Annotated in this window: 21 protein-coding genes; 7 read left to right on the forward strand and 14 right to left on the reverse strand. The window is 64.4% G+C overall.

From position 1 onward, the window contains the following. Window positions 1-3 precede the first annotated feature (3 nt). From phnK to phnG, 5 genes are read right to left on the reverse strand one after another with little or no spacing between them, the layout of a single operon-like run. Window positions 4-801 (reverse strand): phosphonate C-P lyase system protein PhnK, encoded by a 798-nt coding sequence (gene phnK, locus V1280_RS26710; protein WP_334531082.1) that lies wholly within the window; start codon window positions 799-801, stop codon window positions 4-6. Then, the gene (locus tag V1280_RS26715; RefSeq protein WP_334531085.1) at window positions 794-1,690 is read right to left on the reverse strand and encodes an alpha-D-ribose 1-methylphosphonate 5-phosphate C-P-lyase PhnJ; all 897 of its coding nucleotides are present in this window, start codon (window positions 1,688-1,690) and stop codon (window positions 794-796) included. The genes phnK and V1280_RS26715 overlap by 8 nt, the downstream gene beginning before the upstream one ends. Then, the gene (locus tag V1280_RS26720) at window positions 1,687-2,802 is read right to left on the reverse strand and encodes a carbon-phosphorus lyase complex subunit PhnI (RefSeq protein WP_334531088.1); all 1,116 of its coding nucleotides are present in this window, start codon (window positions 2,800-2,802) and stop codon (window positions 1,687-1,689) included. The genes V1280_RS26715 and V1280_RS26720 overlap by 4 nt, the downstream gene beginning before the upstream one ends. 3 nt (window positions 2,803-2,805) lie before the next feature. After that, window positions 2,806-3,414 carry a phosphonate C-P lyase system protein PhnH gene (phnH, locus tag V1280_RS26725; RefSeq protein WP_334531091.1) on the reverse strand — a complete coding sequence of 203 codons (609 nt, stop codon included), beginning with the start codon at window positions 3,412-3,414 and terminating at the stop codon, window positions 2,806-2,808. 4 nt (window positions 3,415-3,418) lie between these two features. After that, complete coding sequence (gene phnG / locus V1280_RS26730) at window positions 3,419-3,883, reverse strand: phosphonate C-P lyase system protein PhnG (protein WP_334531094.1); 465 nt, start codon at window positions 3,881-3,883, stop codon at window positions 3,419-3,421. A 119-nt stretch (window positions 3,884-4,002) separates the two neighbouring features. Here phnG and phnF point away from each other — a divergent pair, with 119 nt between their 5' ends. Continuing rightward, window positions 4,003-4,731, forward strand: a complete 729-nt coding sequence (phnF, locus tag V1280_RS26735) for a phosphonate metabolism transcriptional regulator PhnF (RefSeq protein ID WP_334531097.1) — start codon at window positions 4,003-4,005, stop codon at window positions 4,729-4,731. Window positions 4,732-4,866: 135 nt separating this feature from the next. Here the strand turns inward: phnF and phnE (V1280_RS26740) are convergent, their stop codons facing one another. The 4 genes from phnE (V1280_RS26740) to phnC all read right to left on the reverse strand — a co-directional run bounded on the left by phnE (V1280_RS26740) (window position 4,867) and on the right by phnC (window position 8,464). Continuing rightward, window positions 4,867-5,715: a phosphonate ABC transporter, permease protein PhnE gene (phnE, locus tag V1280_RS26740; protein WP_334531100.1), complete on the reverse strand. Its 849-nt coding sequence runs from the start codon at window positions 5,713-5,715 to the stop codon at window positions 4,867-4,869. Further along, window positions 5,712-6,596, reverse strand: a complete 885-nt coding sequence (gene phnE / locus V1280_RS26745; RefSeq protein ID WP_334531103.1) for a phosphonate ABC transporter, permease protein PhnE — start codon at window positions 6,594-6,596, stop codon at window positions 5,712-5,714. The genes phnE (V1280_RS26740) and phnE (V1280_RS26745) overlap by 4 nt, the downstream gene beginning before the upstream one ends. Window positions 6,597-6,667: 71 nt before the next feature. Beyond that, window positions 6,668-7,597 (reverse strand): phosphonate ABC transporter substrate-binding protein, encoded by a 930-nt coding sequence (gene phnD, locus V1280_RS26750; protein ID WP_334531106.1) that lies wholly within the window; start codon window positions 7,595-7,597, stop codon window positions 6,668-6,670. Window positions 7,598-7,654: 57 nt separating this feature from the next. Continuing rightward, a complete protein-coding gene (phnC, locus tag V1280_RS26755) occupies window positions 7,655-8,464 on the reverse strand; it encodes a phosphonate ABC transporter ATP-binding protein (RefSeq protein ID WP_148775873.1) in 810 nt (269 codons plus the stop codon). A 174-nt stretch (window positions 8,465-8,638) separates the two neighbouring features. Between phnC and V1280_RS26760 the strand changes: the two genes are divergently transcribed. From V1280_RS26760 to V1280_RS26770, 3 genes are read left to right on the forward strand one after another with little or no spacing between them, the layout of a single operon-like run. Then, window positions 8,639-9,298, forward strand: a complete 660-nt coding sequence (locus tag V1280_RS26760; RefSeq protein WP_334531110.1) for a chloramphenicol acetyltransferase — start codon at window positions 8,639-8,641, stop codon at window positions 9,296-9,298. Further along, window positions 9,295-10,491 carry an alpha-D-ribose 1-methylphosphonate 5-triphosphate diphosphatase gene (locus V1280_RS26765; protein ID WP_334531113.1) on the forward strand — a complete coding sequence of 399 codons (1,197 nt, stop codon included), beginning with the start codon at window positions 9,295-9,297 and terminating at the stop codon, window positions 10,489-10,491. Before V1280_RS26760 ends, V1280_RS26765 begins: the two co-directional genes overlap by 4 nt. 18 nt (window positions 10,492-10,509) lie before the next feature. Then, window positions 10,510-11,214 carry a DUF1045 domain-containing protein gene (locus V1280_RS26770; RefSeq protein ID WP_334531116.1) on the forward strand — a complete coding sequence of 235 codons (705 nt, stop codon included), beginning with the start codon at window positions 10,510-10,512 and terminating at the stop codon, window positions 11,212-11,214. Between the two features lie 103 nt (window positions 11,215-11,317). Here the strand turns inward: V1280_RS26770 and V1280_RS26775 are convergent, their stop codons facing one another. From V1280_RS26775 to V1280_RS26795, 5 genes are all read right to left on the reverse strand, one after another. After that, window positions 11,318-12,256, reverse strand: a complete 939-nt coding sequence (locus V1280_RS26775) for a dihydrodipicolinate synthase family protein (RefSeq protein WP_148775878.1) — start codon at window positions 12,254-12,256, stop codon at window positions 11,318-11,320. Between the two features lie 138 nt (window positions 12,257-12,394). Beyond that, window positions 12,395-14,476, reverse strand: coding sequence for a methyl-accepting chemotaxis protein (locus tag V1280_RS26780; RefSeq protein WP_334531121.1), 2,082 nt, complete (start codon window positions 14,474-14,476; stop codon window positions 12,395-12,397). 120 nt (window positions 14,477-14,596) lie between these two features. Then, window positions 14,597-15,367: an enoyl-CoA hydratase gene (locus V1280_RS26785; protein WP_334531124.1), complete on the reverse strand. Its 771-nt coding sequence runs from the start codon at window positions 15,365-15,367 to the stop codon at window positions 14,597-14,599. A gap of 12 nt (window positions 15,368-15,379) precedes the next feature. Beyond that, complete coding sequence (locus V1280_RS26790; RefSeq protein ID WP_334531127.1) at window positions 15,380-15,853, reverse strand: MarR family winged helix-turn-helix transcriptional regulator; 474 nt, start codon at window positions 15,851-15,853, stop codon at window positions 15,380-15,382. Window positions 15,854-15,900: 47 nt separating this feature from the next. Then, window positions 15,901-16,512 (reverse strand): TetR/AcrR family transcriptional regulator, encoded by a 612-nt coding sequence (locus V1280_RS26795; protein ID WP_334531130.1) that lies wholly within the window; start codon window positions 16,510-16,512, stop codon window positions 15,901-15,903. Between the two features lie 141 nt (window positions 16,513-16,653). Here V1280_RS26795 and V1280_RS26800 point away from each other — a divergent pair, with 141 nt between their 5' ends. The 3 genes from V1280_RS26800 to V1280_RS26810 all read left to right on the forward strand — a co-directional run bounded on the left by V1280_RS26800 (window position 16,654) and on the right by V1280_RS26810 (window position 21,297). Next, window positions 16,654-17,904, forward strand: coding sequence for an HlyD family secretion protein (locus tag V1280_RS26800; protein ID WP_334531132.1), 1,251 nt, complete (start codon window positions 16,654-16,656; stop codon window positions 17,902-17,904). Next, window positions 17,846-19,468: an MDR family MFS transporter gene (locus V1280_RS26805; RefSeq protein WP_334531135.1), complete on the forward strand. Its 1,623-nt coding sequence runs from the start codon at window positions 17,846-17,848 to the stop codon at window positions 19,466-19,468. The genes V1280_RS26800 and V1280_RS26805 overlap by 59 nt, the downstream gene beginning before the upstream one ends. A gap of 110 nt (window positions 19,469-19,578) precedes the next feature. Beyond that, entirely contained in the window at window positions 19,579-21,297 is a 1,719-nt protein-coding gene (locus tag V1280_RS26810; protein ID WP_334531138.1) for an ATP-dependent Clp protease adaptor ClpS, read from the forward strand. Window positions 21,298-21,306: the final 9 nt, after the last annotated feature.

Here is a 21,306-nt window from a genome sequence, read left to right on the forward strand (position 1 = left end):
GGCTTATGGCGGCAGAATCGAGGAGACGAGGAGCTGGGTGTAGGGCTCACGCGGATCGTCCAGCACCTGATCGGTGAGGCCGGCCTCGATGACGCGGCCGCCCTTCATCACCATCACGCGATGCGACAGAAGGCGCGCGACCGCGAGATCGTGGGTGACGATGACGACGGCGAGATGCAGTTCGGCGACGAGATTGCGCAGGAGATCGAGCAGGCGGGCCTGCACCGAAACATCGAGGCCGCCGGTCGGCTCGTCCATGAACACCAGCCGCGGCCCGGTGACGAGGTTGCGCGCGATCTGGAGGCGCTGGCGCATGCCGCCCGAATAGGTGCGCGGCGCATCGTCGATGCGGGCGACGTCGATCTCGACCCGGGTCAGCCAATCGGACGCGGTGTCGCGGATGCGGCCGTAATGATTCCAACCCACCGCCATCAGCCGCTCGCCGACATTGGCGCCGGCGGAGACCGCCATGCGCAAACCCTGCGCCGGATCCTGGTGTACAAAACCCCAATCGGTGCGGAACAGCAGGCGCCGCTCGGCCTCGCCGAGCGCGGCGAGATCGCGGGTGACGCCGTCGCGCATCCGGTAAGACACCTGCCCGCCGCTGGCCGCGAGCTGGCCCGACAACAGCTGGAGCAGCGTCGACTTGCCGGAACCGGATTCGCCGACGATCGCCAGCACCTCGCCGGGATAGAGCGAGAACGATACGTCACGGCACGCAGCAATGCGGCCGTAGGACTTGCTGAGGGTATCAGCGACGAGCAGCGGCTGATCGGTTTCAAGCAGATCCTGATCAGCCATTTGCACCTCCCTGCGCCTTGTCCTTGTACGGCGCAGCACTCAGGGCACCGTGATGGCCGGCGGCCTGACGTCCCTCGCAATAATCTGTATCCGAGCAGACGAACATGCGGCTGCCCTTGTCGTCGGTGACGATCTCGTCGAGATAGGAATTTTCAGCGGCGCACAGCGCACAGGGCGCGTTGAAGCGATAGGGCTCGAACGGGTGGTCCTCGAAATCGAGCGACACAACTTTCGTATAGGGCGGGATCGCATAGATGCGCTTCTCGCGGCCGGCGCCGAACAATTGCAACGCCGGGCAATTGTCCATCTTGGGATTGTCGAATTTCGGCGTCGGCGACGGATCCATCACGTAACGCGCATTCACCTTGACCGGATAGGCGTAGGCAGTCGCGATGTGGCCGAAACGGGCGATGTCCTCATAGAGCTTCACATGCATCAGGCCGTATTCGGCAAGCGCGTGCATGCGCCGCGTCTCGGTCTCGCGCGGCTCGAGGAAACGCAGGGGTTCCGGGATCGGCACCTGATAGACCAGCACCTGGTTAGCGTGCAGCGACGTCTCCGGGATACGGTGACGGGTCTGGATCACGGTCGCCTCGTCCGTCGAGGTCGTGGTGGCGACGCCGGCAGTCTTGGCGAAGAATTTGCGGATCGAGATCGCGTTGGTGGTGTCGTCGGAGCCCTGGTCGATCACCTTCAGCACATCTTGCGGTCCCAGGATCGCGGCGGTCACCTGCACGCCGCCGGTGCCCCAGCCATAGGGCATCGGCATTTCGCGGCTGGCAAACGGCACCTGATAGCCGGGGATCGCAATCGCCTTCAGGATCGCGCGGCGGATCATCCGCTTGGTCTGCTCGTCGAGATAGGCGAAATTGTAGGCGGGCGCGTTCATTCCGCGGCCTCCTTCATGGCATCAGGCGCATTGGCTTCGGCAGAGGCTTCGGCAAATTCCTTGCGCAGCTTGCGCAGCAGGCCGAGCTCGGACTGGAAGTCGACATAATGCGGCAGCTTCAGATGCTCGACGAAGCCGGTCGCCTGGACGTTGTCCGAATGCGACAACACGAATTCTTCATCTTGCGCCGGGGCTCCGACCTCTTCACCGAGCTCGCGGGCACGCAGCGCCCGGTCGACGAGCGCCATCGACATGGTCTTGCGCTCGCTCTGGCCGAAGGCGAGGCCATAGCCGCGGGTGAAGCACGGCGCTTCCGTCGCCGAACCCTTGAACTGGTTGACCATCTGGCACTCCGTCAGCTCGATCGAGCCAAGCGGCACGGCAAAGCCGACGTCTTCGGCAGCGAACTCGACCTCGACCTCGCCGAAGCGGATCTCGCCGGCGAAGGGATGGTTGCGGCCGTAGCCACGTTGCGTGGAGTAGCCCATCGCCAGCAGAAAGCCTTCGTCGCCACGGGCGAGATTTTGCAGGCGCAAATCGCGGTCCGCCGGGAAGTTCAGCGGCTCGCGGGTGAGATCGCCGACGCTGGCGCCGTCGTCGGCTTGGGGCGAGGATTCGATCAACCCATCGCGACCCAGGATATCCGTCACGCGCGGCGTCGGTGCCGTCGAGGCTGCGGCCACAGCCGGCGCTTCCGGCACAAAACCCTGGCTCAGCGAGGGATCGAGCAGGCGATGGGTGTAGTCGAAGGTGGGTCCGAGGATCTGGCCGCCGGGAATGTCCTTGAAGGTCGAGGACACCCGCCGCTGCACCCGCATGGCGCCGGTGTTGACCGGCTCGCTGGCGCCGAAGCGCGGCAAGGTGGCCCGGAAGGCGCGGACCAGGAAGATCGCCTCGATCAGATCGCCGCGCGCCTGCTTGATCGCGAGCGCAGCAAGCTCGCGGTCATAGAGCGAACCTTCACTCATGACGCGGTCGACGGCGAGCCCGAGCTGTTCCGAGATCTGGTCGAGGGAGACTTCCGCAACGCTCTGGTCGCCGCGCCGCGCATTGGCGAGCAGGCGATGGGCGTTCTCGATAGCGCGTTCGCCGCCTTTGACTGCGACATACATGCGTCAGCCTCCCTTGCTCATGACACGCGTGGTGCGCGGAATCGCCACCACGGCATCATCGGCGACCAGAACCACGTCGATGCCGCGCGGAAACAGCGTCTCGTTGACACGCAGACGTTCAAACAGGTCGAACGGTTTGATCGACGCCTGGAGCGTTGCGACACCGTCGATGCCGGGGCCGCGCAGCTCGAAGCTGCGGCCTGAGGCCAGGCTCTCGACCTGGATGATTATCGTCGTCGAACGATCCGGATATTCGTTGGTGCCGAGCGCAAAACGCTCGAGCGAGGGCAGCGCACCGCCGTCACTGATCAGTGCGAAGGCCGCGATCGAGGAATCCTGGATCACCGGCGCGCCGGTGTGGAACTTGAGCCATTTCAGGACGTCGGAGCTTTCCGACATCCCCGCATCGAGCCAGAGTGGCGTGTCGTGGTCGAACAGCGTCAGCGCGATCGCGGCGGTGCCGCGCATCATCGGGCCGGCCGTTCCCGCCATCGGCACGATGCGTTGGACCGCACCCGGCCGCGCCATCGCATCCATCACTGAGCGAAAGGTCGATTGCGCCGACAACACCTTGTCGACGAAACCGGGCGGCAGTTCCGCAATCGTGGTCATGGCCTCACCCCTCACCGCGCACCATGGTGTAGAAATCAACCTTCGTCGCAGCGGTCTCTTCCGCCGCCTGCATGCGCCGAATCATAAGCTGCTCTCGCAACGGCCCGATAACGTCGCGCTCCACCAGCCCGCCAAAATCGCACGACTGAACCAGCGCGTCGCACAACGCGATCAGCCGCGCCTTCTCACCATCGCGCCCGAGCGTGTAGCCGAAGCCGACCTCGCCGCTCGCAAGCCGCACCGCGGCGCGCGACACCGTGGCCTCGCCGAGATTGAACGGCGCGCCGTCGCCGCCGACCCGGCCGCGCAGCATCACCAGACCGTTCTCCGGCGCGCGCAAATCCTGATGGCCGGGCAAGGGGATCACGCGGAGGCGGGCGGCGATCTCGCCCGCCTCCGCGTGCGCCAGCACGGCCATGGCGGCCTGGCGCTGGGCTTGCTGGGTGTTGTGCTGGGTCACCGAATCCATCGACCTTTTGACAGAACTTGCCGAACTCAAGTTGTCTATGATAATAGACAACTTGATAAGGAAGCGCCATGACTGTTTCGTGACAAACGTGTGATTTTCGGGCTAGGCTGGCCAACGACATGAGCATGCAGGACACCGCCTCCTCAGGCGTTGCGCTATGGCGCCTCGTTGCCGACGGCATCGAGCGCGGCATCGCCGACGGCCGTTTTGCCGCAGGCGACAAATTGCCGGGCGAGATGGAGATCGCCGAAACTTATCGCGTCAATCGCCACACCGTGCGACGTGCGCTGGCGGCGCTCGCCGAGCGCGGCATCGTGCGCGCCGAGCGCGGCAGCGGAACCTATGTCGAGGCGCAGAAACTCGCTTATCCGCTGCGCTCGCGCACGCGCTTCTCGGAGATCGTCGGCGCCGACGGCCGCGAGCCGCATGGCCGGATGATCGAGGCGTCAGAAGACGTCGCGACCCGCGAGGTCGCGCGGGAACTGGGGTTGAAGACCGGCGCGCCGCTGGTGCGGATCGAGGCCATCCGCCTCGCCGACCGCACGCCGATCTGCGTCTCCACCACCTGGCTGTCTGCGGACCTGTTTCCCGGCGCGGGCACGGTGTTTGCCGCGACGCGCTCGATGACGAAGATGCTCGAGCATTACGGGATCGGCGATTACCGCCGCGGCGCCACAAGGATCACCGCCGGCATCGTCGACGCCACCGACGCCGCGCGGCTCGATCTGCCGCTGGGGCGGCCGATCCTGGTGGTCGATGCGACGGACCTCGATCTCGAGGGCAAGCCGCTGGTGACGAAGCACTCGCGGTTCGCGGCGGAGCGGGTGGAGTTTTTGGTGGAGCCGTAAAGGCTCACCCCACTCTCCGCGAATCCGGAGCCGTAGGGTGGGCAAAGGCGCATTTGCGCCGTGCCCACGATCTTTCCGACATCACTACAGAAGTGGTGGGCACGCTTCGCTTTGCCCACCCTACGGCACCTGTGATCAGGCCACGGCCTTTCGCCCAATGATCGCAAACCGCAGCTTGCTCGAGATGAAATCGATCGCGGCAACGGCGACCAGGATCATCAGGATCAGGAACGACACCTTCTGCCATTCCAGCACGCGGATCTGCTCGGCCAGCTGAAGTCCGATGCCGCCGGCGCCGACGATGCCGATGATGGTGGCCGAGCGCGTGTTCGATTCGATGAAATAGAGCACCTGGCCCGCGATCACGGGCAGCACCTGCGGCAACAGGCCGAAGCGGATCTCGTGCAAGGCGCTGCCGCCGGAGGCCCGGATGCCCTCGACCTGCTCCTGGTCGGCGCCTTCGATCGCCTCCGAGAACAGTTTTCCGAAGGCGCCGAAATCCGACACCGCGATGGCGAGCACGCCGGCGAACGGGCCGAGCCCAACGACATTGATCCACACCAGCGCCCAGATCAGCGTGTCGACGCCGCGGATCGAATCGAGGAAACGCCGGACGGGAAAGCGCAGGATGATCGACGGCACGACATTGCGTGCGGCAAGCAGGCTGACCGGCAGCGCGAACAACGCGGCGATCGTCGTGCCGAGCAGCGCGATCGAGAGCGTCTCGCCCAGAGCCTTCAGATAGAGCGGCAGCGACGAGCCGGGATCGGGCGGGATCATCATCATGCTGATCCAGCCGAGCTGGCTGAGGCCGGCGACGAGGCGCGAGGGCGAGAAATCCAGATCGACGAGGCCATAGACCAGAATCGCGAGGGCTGCGATGATCATCGCCGGCGTCGCAAGCCGCGCCGAGGCAGGCCGGTCGAACACGTCGGGATAGCGGGCGCGGATCTGCGCGGTGTCGACCTCTTGCGGCTTGCTCACGTCCGCGCCTCCTTGCCGAACAGCCGGCCGCGCACCCAGCCGGTCGTGATATCGATCAGGAACACCGTGATGATGATGGTGACGAGGATCGCGCTGACGTCGGAGTAGTAGAATTTGCGGATCGCGACGATGAGCTCCTGGCCGATGCCGCCGGCGCCGACAAAGCCCATGACCGAGGCTTCGCGCACATTGATCTCGAAGCGCAGCAGCGCGTAGCTGGCGTAGCCCGCGGTAACTTGCGGCAGGATAGCAAAGCGCATGCAAGCGAGCCAGCTCGCACCGGTCGAGCGGATGCCTTCGACCGGCTTCATATCAGCGTTCTCGACGATCTCCGAGAACAGCTTTCCGAGCGCGCCGGTGGAGTGGATGGCAATTGCGAGCACGCCCGCCATCGGGCCGAGCCCGAAGGCGATGACGAAGATCAGCGCAAACACGATACCTGGGACAGTGCGCGCAAATTCGAGCAAGCGCCGCACCACGAAGCGTAGCCAGGGCACGGGCGAGGTGTTCTCAGCCGCGAAGAAATTGAGCGCGAAGGCGAACACCGCTCCAATCAGCGTGCCGACATAACTGATCAGCAAGGTCTCGGCGAGCAGCTTCAGCCATTTATGCCAGCCCCAGAACCATTCGCCAAAATCGGTCCAGACCCGGTGGCCGTTGTCGAGCGTGAGGATGCGATCGAAATAGCTGACGAAATTGCCGAAATACGTGAAGAAGGTGCGCAGATTAACTTCGGCGCCGATCGAGGCCACGATCAGCGCGGCGATGAACAACCCGGCACCTGCCATCAGCCGCAGGCGCTTGCGCGCGATCGCCTTGCGGTAGGCGGCATTCAGCACGGCGAGCTGCTGTTCGGGGAGAATCGAAGCGGCGAGCGTCATGTGTTCGGCGGTCCATCAAGAAAAAGAGCCGGGTCCATCGACCCGGCTCGAGTAGCATCGTCCTGACGAGTTCAGGACGCCTTCTTGCGCAAAGCATCGACGAACTTAATCAGGTCGATGGTCTTGTTGTAATCGTCATTGGCGATCGGCTCCCACGGCTTGTTCTTGCCGTCGGAGAGTTTCTTGAACGCCTCGGGATCCTTCTGGGCCGCATCCAGGAAGGCCTTCTTGATCGCAGCCTTCATGTCATCCGGCAGGTCGCTGAGATAGGCGTAGGGCGAATTGATGATGAGGTCGGACTTCACGATGATGCGGAAGTCTTCCTTCTTCATCACGGTGCCGTCTGACGACTTCACCATGCCCTTGTTGAGCATGCGGGTCAGGTTCGAATCGTCGTCGGCGTTCCACCAATTGGCGGCAACGTCGACGGTGCCCTGGGCCAGTGCCAGTACGGCGTTCTCGTGGCTGCCGGTGAAGAGCACCTTGGAGAAATAGGCGTCCGGATCAATGCCCAACGCGTTCAGCTTGAAACGGGGCATGTTGTTGCCGGAAGTAGAATTCGGATCAACAAGCCCGAGATTCTTGCCCCTGAGGTCCTCGATCTTCTGGTACGGCGACTTCGCCAGCACGTAGAACACCGAGTAATAGCCCTTCGAGCCGTCGGCGTTGACGTCGATCACGAAAGCGTCGGTCTTGACGCCGGTCAGGCGGGCGCGCGCGAACGAGGCCGGACCGTAATAGCCGATGTGGATGTTGCCGGCGCGCTGACCTTCGATGACGGCCGCGTAGTCGTTGGCGACGCGCAGCGTCACCTTGATGCCGAGTTCCTTCGACAGATAGTTGATGAAGGGCCCGTAGCGCTCGGTGACGCCGGAGCCGTTCTCGGCCGGGATCACGGCGAAGGTGATTTCGGGATATTTCGTCTTCCAGTCTTCGGCGGACGCGGATCCGGCGAAGGTCAGCGCGGCGGCGCCGGCAAGAATGAGTCTGCGAGTGATCATGATACCCTCTTCATCGGTTGGGGTCGGTTGACGCAAAACTTGACTTCAGTCCGCCGCTCAGGCGGCGGCAGCGGTTCCGAGCGCCGGGACGCCTTCGGGTGCCGGCGCGGGCGTTCCGCCCATGACATCGTTGGCTTCGAGATCGTAGAGCTCACGTGCAACAAGATCCGTCAGCGCGGCCGGCGCGCCGTCGAACACCACCCGCCCTGCCGACATGCCGATCAGGCGGTCGCAATAGCTGCGCGCCAGGTCGAGCGAATGCAGATTGCAGAGCACGGTGATGCCGAAATGCTTGTTGATGCGCAGCAGCGCATCCATGACGATTTTGGTGTTGCGCGGATCGAGCGAGGCGATCGGCTCGTCGGCGAGGATGATGTCGGGCTGCTGCACCAGCGCGCGGGCGATCGCGACGCGCTGCTGCTGGCCACCGGAGAGCTGGTCGGCGCGCTGCGCGGCCAGCGAGGCGATGTCGAACTGTTCGAGCGCCGACATCGCCAGCGCCTTGTCCTGCTCCGGCCAGGTCTGCGTCAGCGAGCGCCAGGCCGGCATGGTGGCAAGGCGGCCCATCAGCACATTGGTCAGCACATCGAGCCGGCCGACGAGGTTGAATTGCTGGAAGATCATCGCGGAGCGAGCGCGCCACTGCCGCAGCTCCTTGCCGCGCAGCGCGGTGACGTCGAGACCATCGAACAGGATACGGCCCTGCGTCGGGGTCGCGAGCCGATTGATCATGCGCAGCATGGTCGACTTGCCGGCGCCGGAGCGCCCGATCACACCGACGAAGCCGCCGGGAGCAATTTGAAACGAAGCGTCGTCCACCGCGGCTTTTGCGCCGAAGCGGCACGTCAGACCTTCAACCACCAGCATGCAGGGCTCCAGAGTAGCTGGCGTCCACCGCTAATCCCGGCACTTGACACTTGTGTGACACGCGCCGTGCAGTGCGGCGATGCAACACACCTCATCCCCTGTCATTGTATCGTCATGACATTGTCATCGAGCCGCTCGAAGACGAGCGCCTACCCTCAAGCTTTCGGATGCAACATGGCCGGCAAAGTGCTTTCGGTCGAACCGACCATCGATCCTTCGGCGAAGCTGCACGAGACCCGGCTCGGCGCCTATACCGAGGTCGGCGCGCGCACGATCCTCCATGAGGTCGCGATGGGCGATTACTCCTACGTCGTCAACGACGCGCAGATCACCTACACCACCATCGGAAAGTTCTGCTCGATCGCGGCCATGACGCGGATCAATCCGGGCAATCATCCGATGCATCGCGCCACCCAGGCGCACTTCACCTACCGCTCCAGCGCCTACTTTCCGGGCGAGAGCGACGACACCAATTTCTTCGACTGGCGGCGTCAGCATCACGTCCATATCGGCCATGACGTCTGGATCGGTCATGGCGCGGTCGTGCTGCCGGGCCGCAACATCGGCACCGGCGCGGTGATCGCAGCGGGTGCCATCGTCACCAAGGACGTGCCGGCCTATACCATCGTCGCCGGTAATCCGGCGCGGATCGTGCGGCGCCGGTTCTCCGAAGCGGTTGCCGGACGGCTGGCCAGGCTGGCATGGTGGGACTGGGATCACGACAAATTGCGTGAAGCCCTGCCCAATTTCCGCAGGCTCGCAATTGAAGATTTCCTGACGGCATACGAAGCAGGGGCAAGTTCCTCTTCCAGCAAACGAAGCGCGGTCGCGTGACAGACATTTTCATCGAAGGTGGCCGGACCCTGATCGGCTCCGAGCTCGCCGAAACCTCCCTTGGCGTCTCCGGAACGGACATTGCTCAAATCGATGCGTCACGTGGCCGCTCTCGGCTCGCGATCGATGCGCGCAACCTGCTGGTGCTGCCCGGCATCGTCGATCTCCATGGCGATGCCTTCGAGCGGCAGATGATGCCGCGCGCCGGCGTCGATTTCCCGATCGATGTCGCACTGGCCGACACCGATCGCCAGGTCATCAGCAACGGCATCACCACGGTGTTCCACGCCACGACCTGGTCGTGGGAGCCGGGCCTGCGCAGCGGCGACAATGCAAAACGCCTGCTCGAGGCGATCGAACGGCAGCGTCCCCAATTTGCCGCCGACACTCGCTTCCACCTGCGGCACGAGACCTACAATCTCGATGCCGAAGACGAGATCGGCCGGTGGCTGGCCGAGGGTCGCGTCGACCTGTTCGCCTTCAACGACCACATGGATGGAGTCGTCGCCGAAATCTCCAATCCGCGCAAGCGCAACCGCATGGTGGAGCGCACCGGGCTGTCGGGCGAGGATTTCGACAAGCTCGTTGCGCGTATCGTGTCGCGTGCCGCCGATGTTCCGGCTTCGATCACCCGGCTTGCTGCAGCGGCACGCGGCGCCGAGGTGCGGATGCTCTCGCATGACGATGCGACTCCGGCGATGCGCCGGGATTTTCGCAGCCTCGGCGTGACGCTCGCCGAATTTCCGGTCAACGAGGAGACGGCGCGCGAAGCCGCAGATCATGGCGACGCCATCGTCTACGGCGCGCCGAACGTCGTGCGCGGCGGCAGCCACACCGGCTGGACCAAGGCCTCCGACATGATCGCGAAGGGGCTCTGCTCGGTGCTGGCATCCGACTATTACTATCCGGCGCCGCTGCTCGCTGCCTTCCGTCTTGCCGCAGACGGCGTGCTACCGCTGACGGAAGCCTGGAAGCTGATCTCGTCGGCACCGGCGCAAGCCACAGGCCTGACCGATCGCGGCACGCTCGCCGCCGGACATCGCGCCGACATCCTGTTGGTCGACGATAGCGCGTCGCAGCGGCCGCGGCTTGTCGCGGTGATCGCCGCCGGCAAGCTCGCGCATCTCACCGATGCGACGCGGCTGCTCGCTACTGCGGCGGCGCCGGCGCGCGAGACTGTCGTTGCGGCATAAATTGGTTATGCTCCGGCAATGACAGGTTTTCCCCGCTACGCGATCTATTTCGCCGCCGGCGCCGACAATGTGCTGTCCCGCTTCGGCGCCGAGTTGCTCGGCTATGATGCCTATACGAGCGACGAGCTTTCGTTTCCGCAAGGCACCCTGCATGCCGTGCCGGACTGGCGCGACATTACCGCCGATCCCCGCAAATACGGCTTTCACGGCACGCTGAAGGCGCCGATGGCGCTGGTATCAGGCAACACAGAGGCCGAGCTCAAGGCTGCCTGCGCGACATTCGCCGCGAAGGCGCGGCCGATGCCGGTGATCCAGCCGGTGGTCGATGCCATCAGCGGCTTCATCGCCGTCATTCCGGCTGAGCCGGTCGACGCGCTCCTGCAACTGGCAGCCGACTGTGTCCGCGATTTCGATTCCTTCCGTCCGGCCCTGACAGCGGAAGAGCGCGCGCGGCGAAAACCCGAAAAGCTCAGCGCGCGCCAGCGCGAGTATCTCGACCGCTGGGGTTATCCCTACGTGATGGAAGAATTCCGCTTCCATATGACGCTGACGGGACGGCTGGATGCGGAGCGGCGCGGGCCGATTCTGGAGATGCTGCGGGCGAGGTTTGCCACGCTGAAGCTCGACGCGCTGGCGATCGATCGTATCGCGCTGTTTAAGCAGGATGATGCCAAGGCTCGCTTCCGGATCATCGGCGAGTGGCCGCTGGCACCGGCCTCGTAGGGTGGGCAAAGGCGCGAAGCGCCGTGCCCACCATTCTTCGTGACAGCAACGGGTGGTGGGCACGCTCCGCTTTGCCCACCCTACGACAGCGGAGTGCGTGACTCTACTTCCCCCAGCGCAGCGCCAGCGCGTCACGCTCCTTGGCCAATTCCAGCAATCCCGCGCGCGTCGCCGGATGCAGCGGCTGCAGCGGATGCCGCACCGCGTCCGACTTGATCACACCGCCGGCCTGCATCATCGCCTTGCAGGCGATCAGGCCGCATTGGCGGTTCTCGTAGTTGATCAGCGGCAGCCAGCGTTCATAGGCGGCCTTCGCCTCCTCGCGCTTGCCGGCAAAATAGGGATCGATGATCTGGCGAATGCCGTCGGGATAGCCGCCGCCGGTCATGGCGCCGGTCGCGCCTGCATCGAGATCGGCGAGCAGCGTGATCGCCTCCTCACCGTCCCAGGGACCCTCGATATCCTTGCCGCCCGCCTCGATCAGGCTCCTGAGCTTTGACGCCGCGCCTGCGACCTCGATCTTGAAATAGCGGATGTTGCCGAAGTCGCGCGCCAGCCGCGCCAGCAGCTCGACTGACAGTGGCGTGCCCGCCACCGGCGCATCCTGGATCATGATCGGGATGTTGATCGCGCCCGAGAGCACCTTGAAGAATTCGACGATGCCTTTCTCCGGCACCCGGAAGGTGGCGCCGTGATAGGGTGGCATGACCATCACCATGGCCGCACCGGCAGCCTCGGCCTGCTGGCTGCGCGCCGCGCACACGGCCGAGCTGAAATGCGTGGTGGTGACGATCACGGGCACGCGGCCCGCGACATGCTCCAGCACGGCATGCATCACGGTCTCGCGCTCGGCGTCGGTCAGCACGAACTGCTCGGAGAAATTGGCGAGAATGCAAATGCCGTGCGAACCGGCATCGATCATGAAATCGATGCAGCGACGCTGGCCGTCCAGGTCGAGCTCGCCGCGCTCGTCGAAGATGGTGGGTGCGACCGGGAACACGCCGCGATAGGGGCGCTGGGCCTTGTGTGGGGTGACCGGCATCGAAATTATCTCCCTGTATTCCCGTCGTTAGTTTTGATGCGCCCGCGAGCTGTTGGAGCATGGTACCGCTACCATTTACAGCGCGCACGCGCGCACGGCAATGCCGATCCACTTGCCGTTGGAACAGGGAATGGGAGCTTAAGCGGTCTTCACCGCGCCAAGGAAGCCCTCGACCGCGACGCGGAGACGGTCGGCATCGGCCGACATCTTGGTCACGGACTGGGTCAGCACCGAGCCGGCGTTGCCGGTCTCCTGGTTGAGCTTGGCGACGCTGCCGATGGTATCGGTGACCTCACGGGTGCCCTGGGCGGCATGCTGGAAGTTGCGCGAGATTTCGGTGGTGGCCGCGCGCTGCTGTTCGACGGCGGCGGCGATTGCGGTCATCTTCTCGTCGATACCGCTGATGGCACCGCCGATCGAGCGGATGGCGGCGACCGCCTGCCCGGTCGCACCCTGGATCTCCTCGACCTGGCGCGAGATTTCCTCGGTCGCGGTCGCGGTTTGCGCCGCGAGGCTCTTGACCTCGCCGGCAACCACCGCGAAGCCGCGGCCGGCTTCGCCGGCGCGGGCCGCCTCAATGGTCGCGTTCAAGGCGAGCAGATTGGTCTGGCCGGCGATGGCGTGAATCATCTTCACGACCTCGCTGATGCGGCCCGCGGTCTGGTCGAGGATCTCGACAGTGGCGTTGGTCTGCGCGACCTGCGACACCGCTTCGCGCGCATCGCGTGCGCTGGACTGCACCTGTGCGGAGATTTCGCCGACGGAGGCCGAGAGCTCCTCGGTCGCAGCCGCAATGCTTTCGAGATTGTTGGTGGCCTGCTCGGCGGCGGAGGAGACCGCAGCCGTCTGGCTGCTCGATTCCGACACCAGCGTACGCACATCGGTCGCGGTCGCATCGAGCTCCTTGGCCGACGCGGCGACGCTGTGGATCACAGCCTGCACGGTGTCGTCGAAACTGCGGCACGCGTCGTCCACGGTACCGGAACGGGCGAGCTGCAGCGCCTGCTGCGATTCGCGTTCCTGGCCCAGACGTTCCGCGGTCGCCGCGCTCTCGCGCAGGCTTTCGAGCGCGGCGGCCATGGTGCCGAACTCGTCGGGGTAACGCGATTGCGGGACGGGCGTCGCGTAGTCGCGGGCGCTGATGCGCGCGATGGCATCCAAGATGGCGCGCACTGGACGCATCAAGCGGTTGCGCACGACGTAAACACCGGCGAGCGTCACGGCGAGCGCGACGAGGAACGCGAGCGACTGGATCACGAGATTGGTCAGCGCCTTCGCCTGCACCGTCTCGGCACGCGCGATCGACTGATCGAGCGCTTTGGTCGCAACCGCAACGATCAGCGGGAACGGCGATTGGCACAGCGTGTTCCATTCCGAAGCGGGCATCGCCGGCTTGCCGCTGCCGTCAAAGTTCTTGGTGAGATCGCCGATCTGCTTCAGGACGCCGTCGGTCTTGGCCTTCGCATCCGACGCTGCCGTGACCAGTTCCGCGCTCACATCAGGCGCTGCGAGCAACTCGGCCATGCCCGCCCAGCCGGAGGCGATGGTGCCGTCCCATTGCGCCAGCGATCGCTTCTGCCCATCGTCGAGCTGCTTGCTGCTGTTGACGTTCGAGCGCAGCATCGAACAATGGATGCCATAGCGGTCGCGCACCTGCCAGGCGAAGCGGCGGACCTGGATCATGCGGGCGATGTAGGGATCGTTCATCCAGGCACGGTTCGACACTGCGGTAGAGGCGAGGTTCGCGGTGTCGATGACCTTGTTGACGGCATCATACCAGGAATTGGTCCGCTCGATCTTGCGCTCGGCGCGCGGGCGCTTGGCCTCGTCATAAAACAGTTGGAATTGCGGCGCGGCTTCACCCCACAGCTGCTTCAGCGTGCTCGCAAGCTCATCGCGCCGGGCGAAGTCGACGCTGGCTATCGCTGTGCTCACGCCTTCATAGCCGCCCTGCTCGGCCTTCTCCGCTTCGGCAAGTTTTGTCCGCGGATCATCTTCGCCGAGGATCGCGCTCTGAGCATCGCCACGATTATTGCGCAGCGCGAGCACACCATGGAAGATCGCCTTGTCGGCGGCGGCGAGCCTCGCGGTTTCGAGACTATCGCTGTAGCGGCCGAAGGCCCCGAACATCTGGATCGCGGTAGAGGCCAATGCGCCGGCCGCCAGCAGGGCCATCAGGGTCAGGAGAAGCGAACTTACCGATTTCTTAAACATTGCCATGGGTCAGGGGCCTACTCTTCCAAGAGAGGCCACCATGCACCGCGACATGCCAATGTTCAGTTAAGGTTTGAGTCAATGCCGGGAGTTCCGATTTGCCAAACCCTTGAGCAGGCCCCGGCGTCACGAAACCTTCGTGAAATCCGGCGGACGGCGCTCGGCAAAGGCGGTGAACGCCTCGCGCGCCTCCGCCGTGCGCAGGCGCTGCGCGAACTGCTCGCCTTCCGCATTCATCTGCGCCACCAGCGCCTCGCCGTTGCGCATCAGTTTCTTGGTCGCGGTGAGTGCACCGGCCGGCTGTCGGGCAAGACGCTGGGCGAGCGCCAGCGCCTCGGCGTCGAGCTTGTCGAGCGGCACCACGCGGTTGGCGAGGCCCCATTCCAGCGCGGCCTTGGCCGGCACGGTTTCGCCGAGCGCGAACATCTCGTAAGCGCGGGCATAGCCGATGCGCGCCGGCATCAGCAGGCTGGAGGCAGCTTCCGGCACCAGCGCGAGACTGACGAACGGCGTCGACAATTGCGCGTTGTCGGCGAGCACGACGAGGTCGCAATGCAGCAGCATCGTGGTGCCGACGCCGACGGCGCGGCCCTGCACGGCTGCGACCAGCGGCCGGGTGCTGCGCGCCAGCGACTGAAGGAAGCGCACGACGTTGCGGCTTCCTTCCGACTTGCCAGCGGCGACGGCCGCGAACTCACCGACATCATTGCCGGCGGTGAACATGTCGCCCTCGCCGCGGATCAGCAGCACGCGCGCGGACGGGTCGAATTCGGCGGCTTCGATGGTATCCGCAAGCTTGGCGTACATCGCATCCGTCAGCGCGTTCTTCTTGTCGGGGCGCGCCAGGGTGAGCGTGAGAATGCCGTTGTTGGTTTCAACTCGCACATGCTCGGTCATTTGTCTCTCCTCTTAGTCCTCTGGATCTCTTGTGGGGTCGCTTATGGGATCTCTTGGAAACTTGTCTTGAATGCTCGTCAGCCAGCGTGCGACGATGTCGATCTCCGCGCTGGTGAATCCCTCCGTCAGGGCCGCATTGACCGCGGTCGCGTCGGTCTTCGCCTGTGCCAGCACGGTGCGGCCTTTCGGCGTCAGCCACACGCGCCAGGCGCGGCCGTCCTCGCGATCGGCCCGCCGCTCGACCAGCCTTGCCGACGCCGTGCGGTCGACCAGACCGGAAATGCCGGCCGGCCCCATATCGAGCGCCGCACCCGCCTCGCCCATCAGGACGCCGTCCTGTTTGCCGAGGATGAACAACAACCCCGCCTGCGCCGGCGTCACTTCGCTCGAGGGCTGCGCCGCCATCCAGCGCTGCAAACGGCGCTGCGCAACGCTCAGCAGATAGATCAGCCGATGATGCTTCGCCTCAGGCGATTTATTTCGCATGCGAAGCATATAAACGCACGCCGGCTGATTGTCAAAACCTGCGGCTGCTAATTGCTCGACGGCCCGCGACAACCGTCGAGGAGAATTGCAGCGCATATTTGTGCCCGCCTCTCTATCTCCTCGCGCGAGGGCAGTGTCAGGCTTGCGTAGATCGCCGCACGCTGAGGCGCTGACACCATCATGCCAATCATCATTCCGGCGGCTTCGTCGAAATTATCGAGTGCAAGGCGCTTCTTCTTGACCTGATCGCGGAGCCATCCCGCGAGCGCCGCCGCGGTGCGCGCGATCCCATCCCGGTAGAAATTCGCGGCAAGATCGGGGAACGTGGCCGATTGCTGCAGGACCATGCGCTGCAGGGCCACGACCTCAGGATCGAGCGCGAGATCGGCACAGGCGACAAGCACAGCGGCCAGACTGGTTGCGATGTCGGCCTGATTGTTGGCCTGCAAATTGACGTCGGAGAGCAACCGATCGAGCCGGTCAGCGCACATCGCCTCGAACAGTGCCGCCTTGCCCGGAAACAGCCGATAGAGAGTCTTGGTGGAGATGCCGGCGCCGCGCGCCAGTTCCTCGGTGCTGGTTGCTGCGTAGCCATCGACGGCGAATGTGTGCCGCGCGGCTTCGAGGACGATTCGCTTCGTCTCCTCGTCGCTGCGCACCGGCGGCCGTCCGCGCGGACGGCATTCTGACGACGGTTTTGCCTGAGCCATGTTTTTAGATGATGCCTGTCATTCCATTGACTATCCCAAAGCTAGTCCTATTTTGGAAATCGTCAAGTTTCCTAATTCAGGGAGCCGGCCTTGACCGTGCACACCACCCCGTCCAAGACTGAGCCCAATGTGGTTCCAACACCCGCGCCGGAAGGCGTCCTGCCCATCGTGCCGGGCCCCGCCCCGCGCCGGAAACTCAACCTTCGCAAGCTGTTACTTGCCGGGGTGGCGATCGCGGCCCTCGCCGGCGCCGGCTGGTATGGCTACGATTACTGGACCGTCGGCCGCTTCCTCGTCTCCACCGATGACGCCTACGTGAAGGCCGACAACACCACCATCGCGCCGAAGGTCAGTGGCTATCTCGACCGGGTCGTGGTCGGCGATAACGAGCATGTGAAGGCCGGCCAGGTGCTGGCCCGGATCGACGACCGCGACTTCCGCGTCGCGCTCGACCAGGCCAAGGCCGATGTCGCCGCGGCGAAGGCGACGATCACAAGCAAGCAGGCGCAGCTCGATGTTCAGGACGCGGTGATCGCCGCAGCCAAGGCGACCGTCGATGTCGACACGGCCGCAAAGACCTTCGCGCAGCAGGAGAACAAGCGCTACACCGATCTCGCCGCGACTGGCTATGGCAGCGTGCAAAACGCGCAGCAGGCACAGTCGCGCAACGCCGGCGCCGACGCAGCGATCCAGCGCGACACCGCCAATCTCGCTTCCGCCCTCAAGCAAATCGAGCTCCTGAAAGCCGAGATCGCGCAAGCCAACGCCGCCGCAGCCCGCGCCGCCGCACTTCAGCATCAGGCCGAGCTCAATCTCGGCTACACCACGATCGTCTCCCCGATCGACGGCGTCATCGGCAACCGCACGCTCCGCGTCGGCCAGTTCGTGCAGGCCGGCACGCAGTTGATGTCGATCGTGCCCGCCGAAGGCGCCTATGTGGTGGCCAATTTCAAGGAGACCCAGCTCACCAATGTCCGCGCCGGACAGCAGGTCGAGATCGAGGTCGATACGTTCCCGGGCCAGGTGGTGCACGGTCACGTCGATTCCATCGCGCCGGCCAGCGGCCAGGAGTTCGCCCTGCTGCCGCCTGACAACGCCACCGGCAACTTCACCAAGATCGTGCAGCGCATCCCCGTGAAGATCGCGCTGGATGCCGAAACGCAGCCTGCGATCGAGCTGCGGCCCGGCATGTCCGTGATCCCGACGATCGCAACCCGTTCAGCGCCGACCGCGCAAGCCGCAACGACGCCTAAAGCGAAGCTTGTTTCTGGAGGGTCGTGCCATGTCAAACAGCCTCTCAATCTCGACGCCAGCACCCGCAATTCCGGCCGCGACGCCTGAGCGCGTCGCAGCTGATCCCAATCGCGCCAGCGCCACGGTCTGGATCGCCGTCTTCGCCGCGATGATCGGCGCCTTCATGGCGATCCTGAACATCCAGATCACCAACGCTTCGCTGCTCAACATCGAGGGCGGCATCGGCACGGGCGTCGACAACGGATCCTGGATCTCGACGTCATACCTGATCGGCGAGATCATTGTGATCCCGCTGACAGACTATCTGTCGCGGGTGTTCTCGTTCCGCAACATCATGCTGAGCTTCGCGACGCTGTTTGCAGCGTTCTCGGTTGCCTGCGCCTTCACCCACGATCTGCCGTCGATGATCGCGATGCGCGGCTTCCAGGGCTTCTTCGGCGGCGTGCTGATCCCGATGGCCTTCACGCTGGTCTTCACCAAGCTGCCGAAGGGCCAGCAGCCGATCGGCCTTGCGATGTTCTCGCTCGCGGTGACCTTTGCGCCCGCGATCGGGCCGACCATCGGCGGCTATCTCACCGAGAATTACGGCTGGCAGACCATCTTCTTCGTCAACGTGCTGCCAACGGCGGTCATGGTGACCACGCTGTTCTTCACGCTGGAGCGCCAGCCGCTGAATCTGGGACTGTTGCGCGAAGGCGACTGGTTCGGCATCGCGACCATGGCAGTCGGCCTGGCATCGCTGCAGGCCGTGCTGGAAGAAGGCAACAAGGACGACTGGTTCGGCTCGCCCTTCATCGTGCGGCTTGCGATCATCTCTGCGATCAGCCTGTCGCTGTTCATCTATAATGAACTGGTGATCGAGAAGCCGCTGCTGCGTCTGCGCCTGCTGACGCAGTGGAATTTCGGCATCGGCACGTTCGCCTCGATCTTCCTTGGTTTCGCGCTGTTTGGCTCGGTGTATCTTCTGCCCGCCTATCTTGGCCAGGTGCAAGGCTACAATGCCGAGCAGATCGGCAACGTGCTGGCCTGGACCGGCCTGCCGCAGCTCCTGCTGATTCCGCTGGTGCCGAAACTGATGCAGCGGTTCGATATTCGCTATATCGCAGCCGCCGGCCTGCTGCTGTTCGCCGCGAGCTCGTTCATGAACATCCAGATGTCGCTCGACTATTCGGGCGATCAGTTGCTGGTGCCTAACATCGTGCGCGCAATCGGCCAGGCGCTGACGCTGGCGCCAATCTCAGCGCTCAGCCTCGGCAGCGTCGCGCCGCAGGACGCGCCCGCCGCCTCCGGCATCTCCAACATGATGCGCAACCTCGGCGGCGCCATCGGCACCGCGGTGTTGGCAACCATCGTCACCAAGCGCGAGCAGTTCCACTCCAACATCATCGGCCACTCCGTCACGCTCGGCCGCGAGGAAGTCCGCACCCGCATCGCACAGATGACGGACTACTTCATCGCCCATGGCGTGCCCGACCCCAACGCCGCGCGCGAGCAGGCCATCATCGCGCTCGGCAAGACGGTGAAGCGCCAGGCGCTGGTGATGGGCTTCTCCGACACGTTTGCGGTGATCGGCGTGGTGCTGGTGCTTGCCGCGATCGCGGTGCTGCTGACGCGCCGGGTGAAGTCGGCCGGCGGTGGCGGCGCGCACTAAGGGCTCGCCCATCGATTGAGATTAAAGCGGCCGTCACGCTTGACGGCCGCTTCTTTTTATGTTCCCTATTCGTTCTATTCAATCATAGATTGTCCAGGAGACCTTTCGTGATGAATAGTATGCGTGGTGAGAACCAGCCGACCCAGCTCGTAATCCATAATGACGACGACACCCCAGACCAATTCGTGATGGATTTGCTCCGTCAGGTTTTCGGCAAATCGGAGCGCGAAGCGACCGCGCTGATCACTCAGATCGAGCAGAAGGAAAGAGCAGTTTGCGGGCCTTACCCGCAATCGGTCGCGGAAGCCCTTTTCAAATCCGCGCAACAATCCATCGGCCTGGCCGGCCACAAACTGCAGGTCATGCTCGAGGCGATCAAGACTCCTTGCGAACTCTGCGGCAAGCCCGAGGGGCAGACGGATGTTCGGATCGGCAACCGCACGATCTGGCTGTGCAGCGAGTGCATCCGTGCGGCCGATGAGCCCGCAAGCGAACAGGAAGAGAATTTCGACTTTGCTTGCGACGTGCTTGACTGGCACTTTGCCGGCACCGCGCGCAGCAAACTCGTGACCACGATCCGCCAATTTCCCGGCCACATGCGAGTCGATGTCCAGGCCGCGATCGACCGTCTCTTCGGGAAAGCCATCCGGTTGTTCGGGCTGAACGAGGAGCAGCGCTACGAAACGCTGTCGATTTCGCGACTTCTCAAGAGCGGCCGATATGCGGTCGCGATTGCCCCTCTGCAATATTCCGACGTCGACGTCGGCGAGAAGAGCCCGGTCAAGTGTCTGGATAACGGACTGTGGCTATGTGAGCAGGATCATCTCCGCTATGCGGTCTTGCTCTGCGCGCACCGCGAATACAGCCGCGAGCCGGGAATTCGGATCGAGATCCTGGTGCCATCGGGCTCGGCAGGTGCGGCCCTGGTCCAGCAATGCTTCAGCGAGTTGGAAGAAGCCGTCCAGGCCGCACGGACCTATCGTGGCAAGATCCTGTCGCTCGATGCCGACTCCGACTATCGCGGGCGCTCGCGCGGCATCACCGTGCATCGGTTACCGCAGGTCGCGCGCAACGATGTGATCCTGCCTGAGCAGACCCTGCGGCTGCTCGATCGCAATGTGCTGACCTTCGTCGGCACCCGCGATCAATTGCGCCGGCTTGGCCAGTCGACGCGCAAGGGCATCCTGCTGTATGGGCCACCGGGCACCGGCAAGACCCACACGATCCGCTATCTCGCGACACATTTGCCCGGTCATACGACGCTGATCATCACAGCCGAGCAGATCGGCCTGCTCGGCGCCTATATGAGCCTGGCGCGGCTGCTGCAGCCGTCGATGGTGGTGATCGAGGACGTCGATCTGATCGCCCGCGATCGCGACGACATGGGACCGTGCGAGGAATCCATGCTGAACAAGCTGCTCAACGAGATGGACGGACTGAAGGAGGATGCGGACATCCTGTTCGTCCTGACCACCAACCGGCCCGAGGACCTCGAAGGAGCGCTTGCGGGTCGCCCGGGCCGCATCGACCAGGCGATCGAAGTGCCGCTCCCCGACGAGCCTGGCCGCGGCAAGCTGGTCCGGCTCTACGGCAAGGGACTGCCGCTCGGCGAGGCGGTCATCACTGAGGCAGCCCGCCGCAGCGAGGGCACGAGTTGCGCGTTTATCAAGGAGTTGATGCGACGGCTGGCACAGGCGAGCCTGGCGCGCGACGGCGGCAACTCCGTGACGTCGGCCGATATCGACGAAGCCCTCGACGACATGCTGTTCTCCGGAGGTCGGCTCAATGCGCAATTGCTTGGCGGCGCACAGGCCATGGCGGCGGGGTAGATCCGCCGC

Source organism: Bradyrhizobium sp. AZCC 2230, from assembly GCF_036924495.1.
Classification (GTDB): Bacteria; Pseudomonadota; Alphaproteobacteria; order Rhizobiales; family Xanthobacteraceae; genus Bradyrhizobium; species Bradyrhizobium rifense.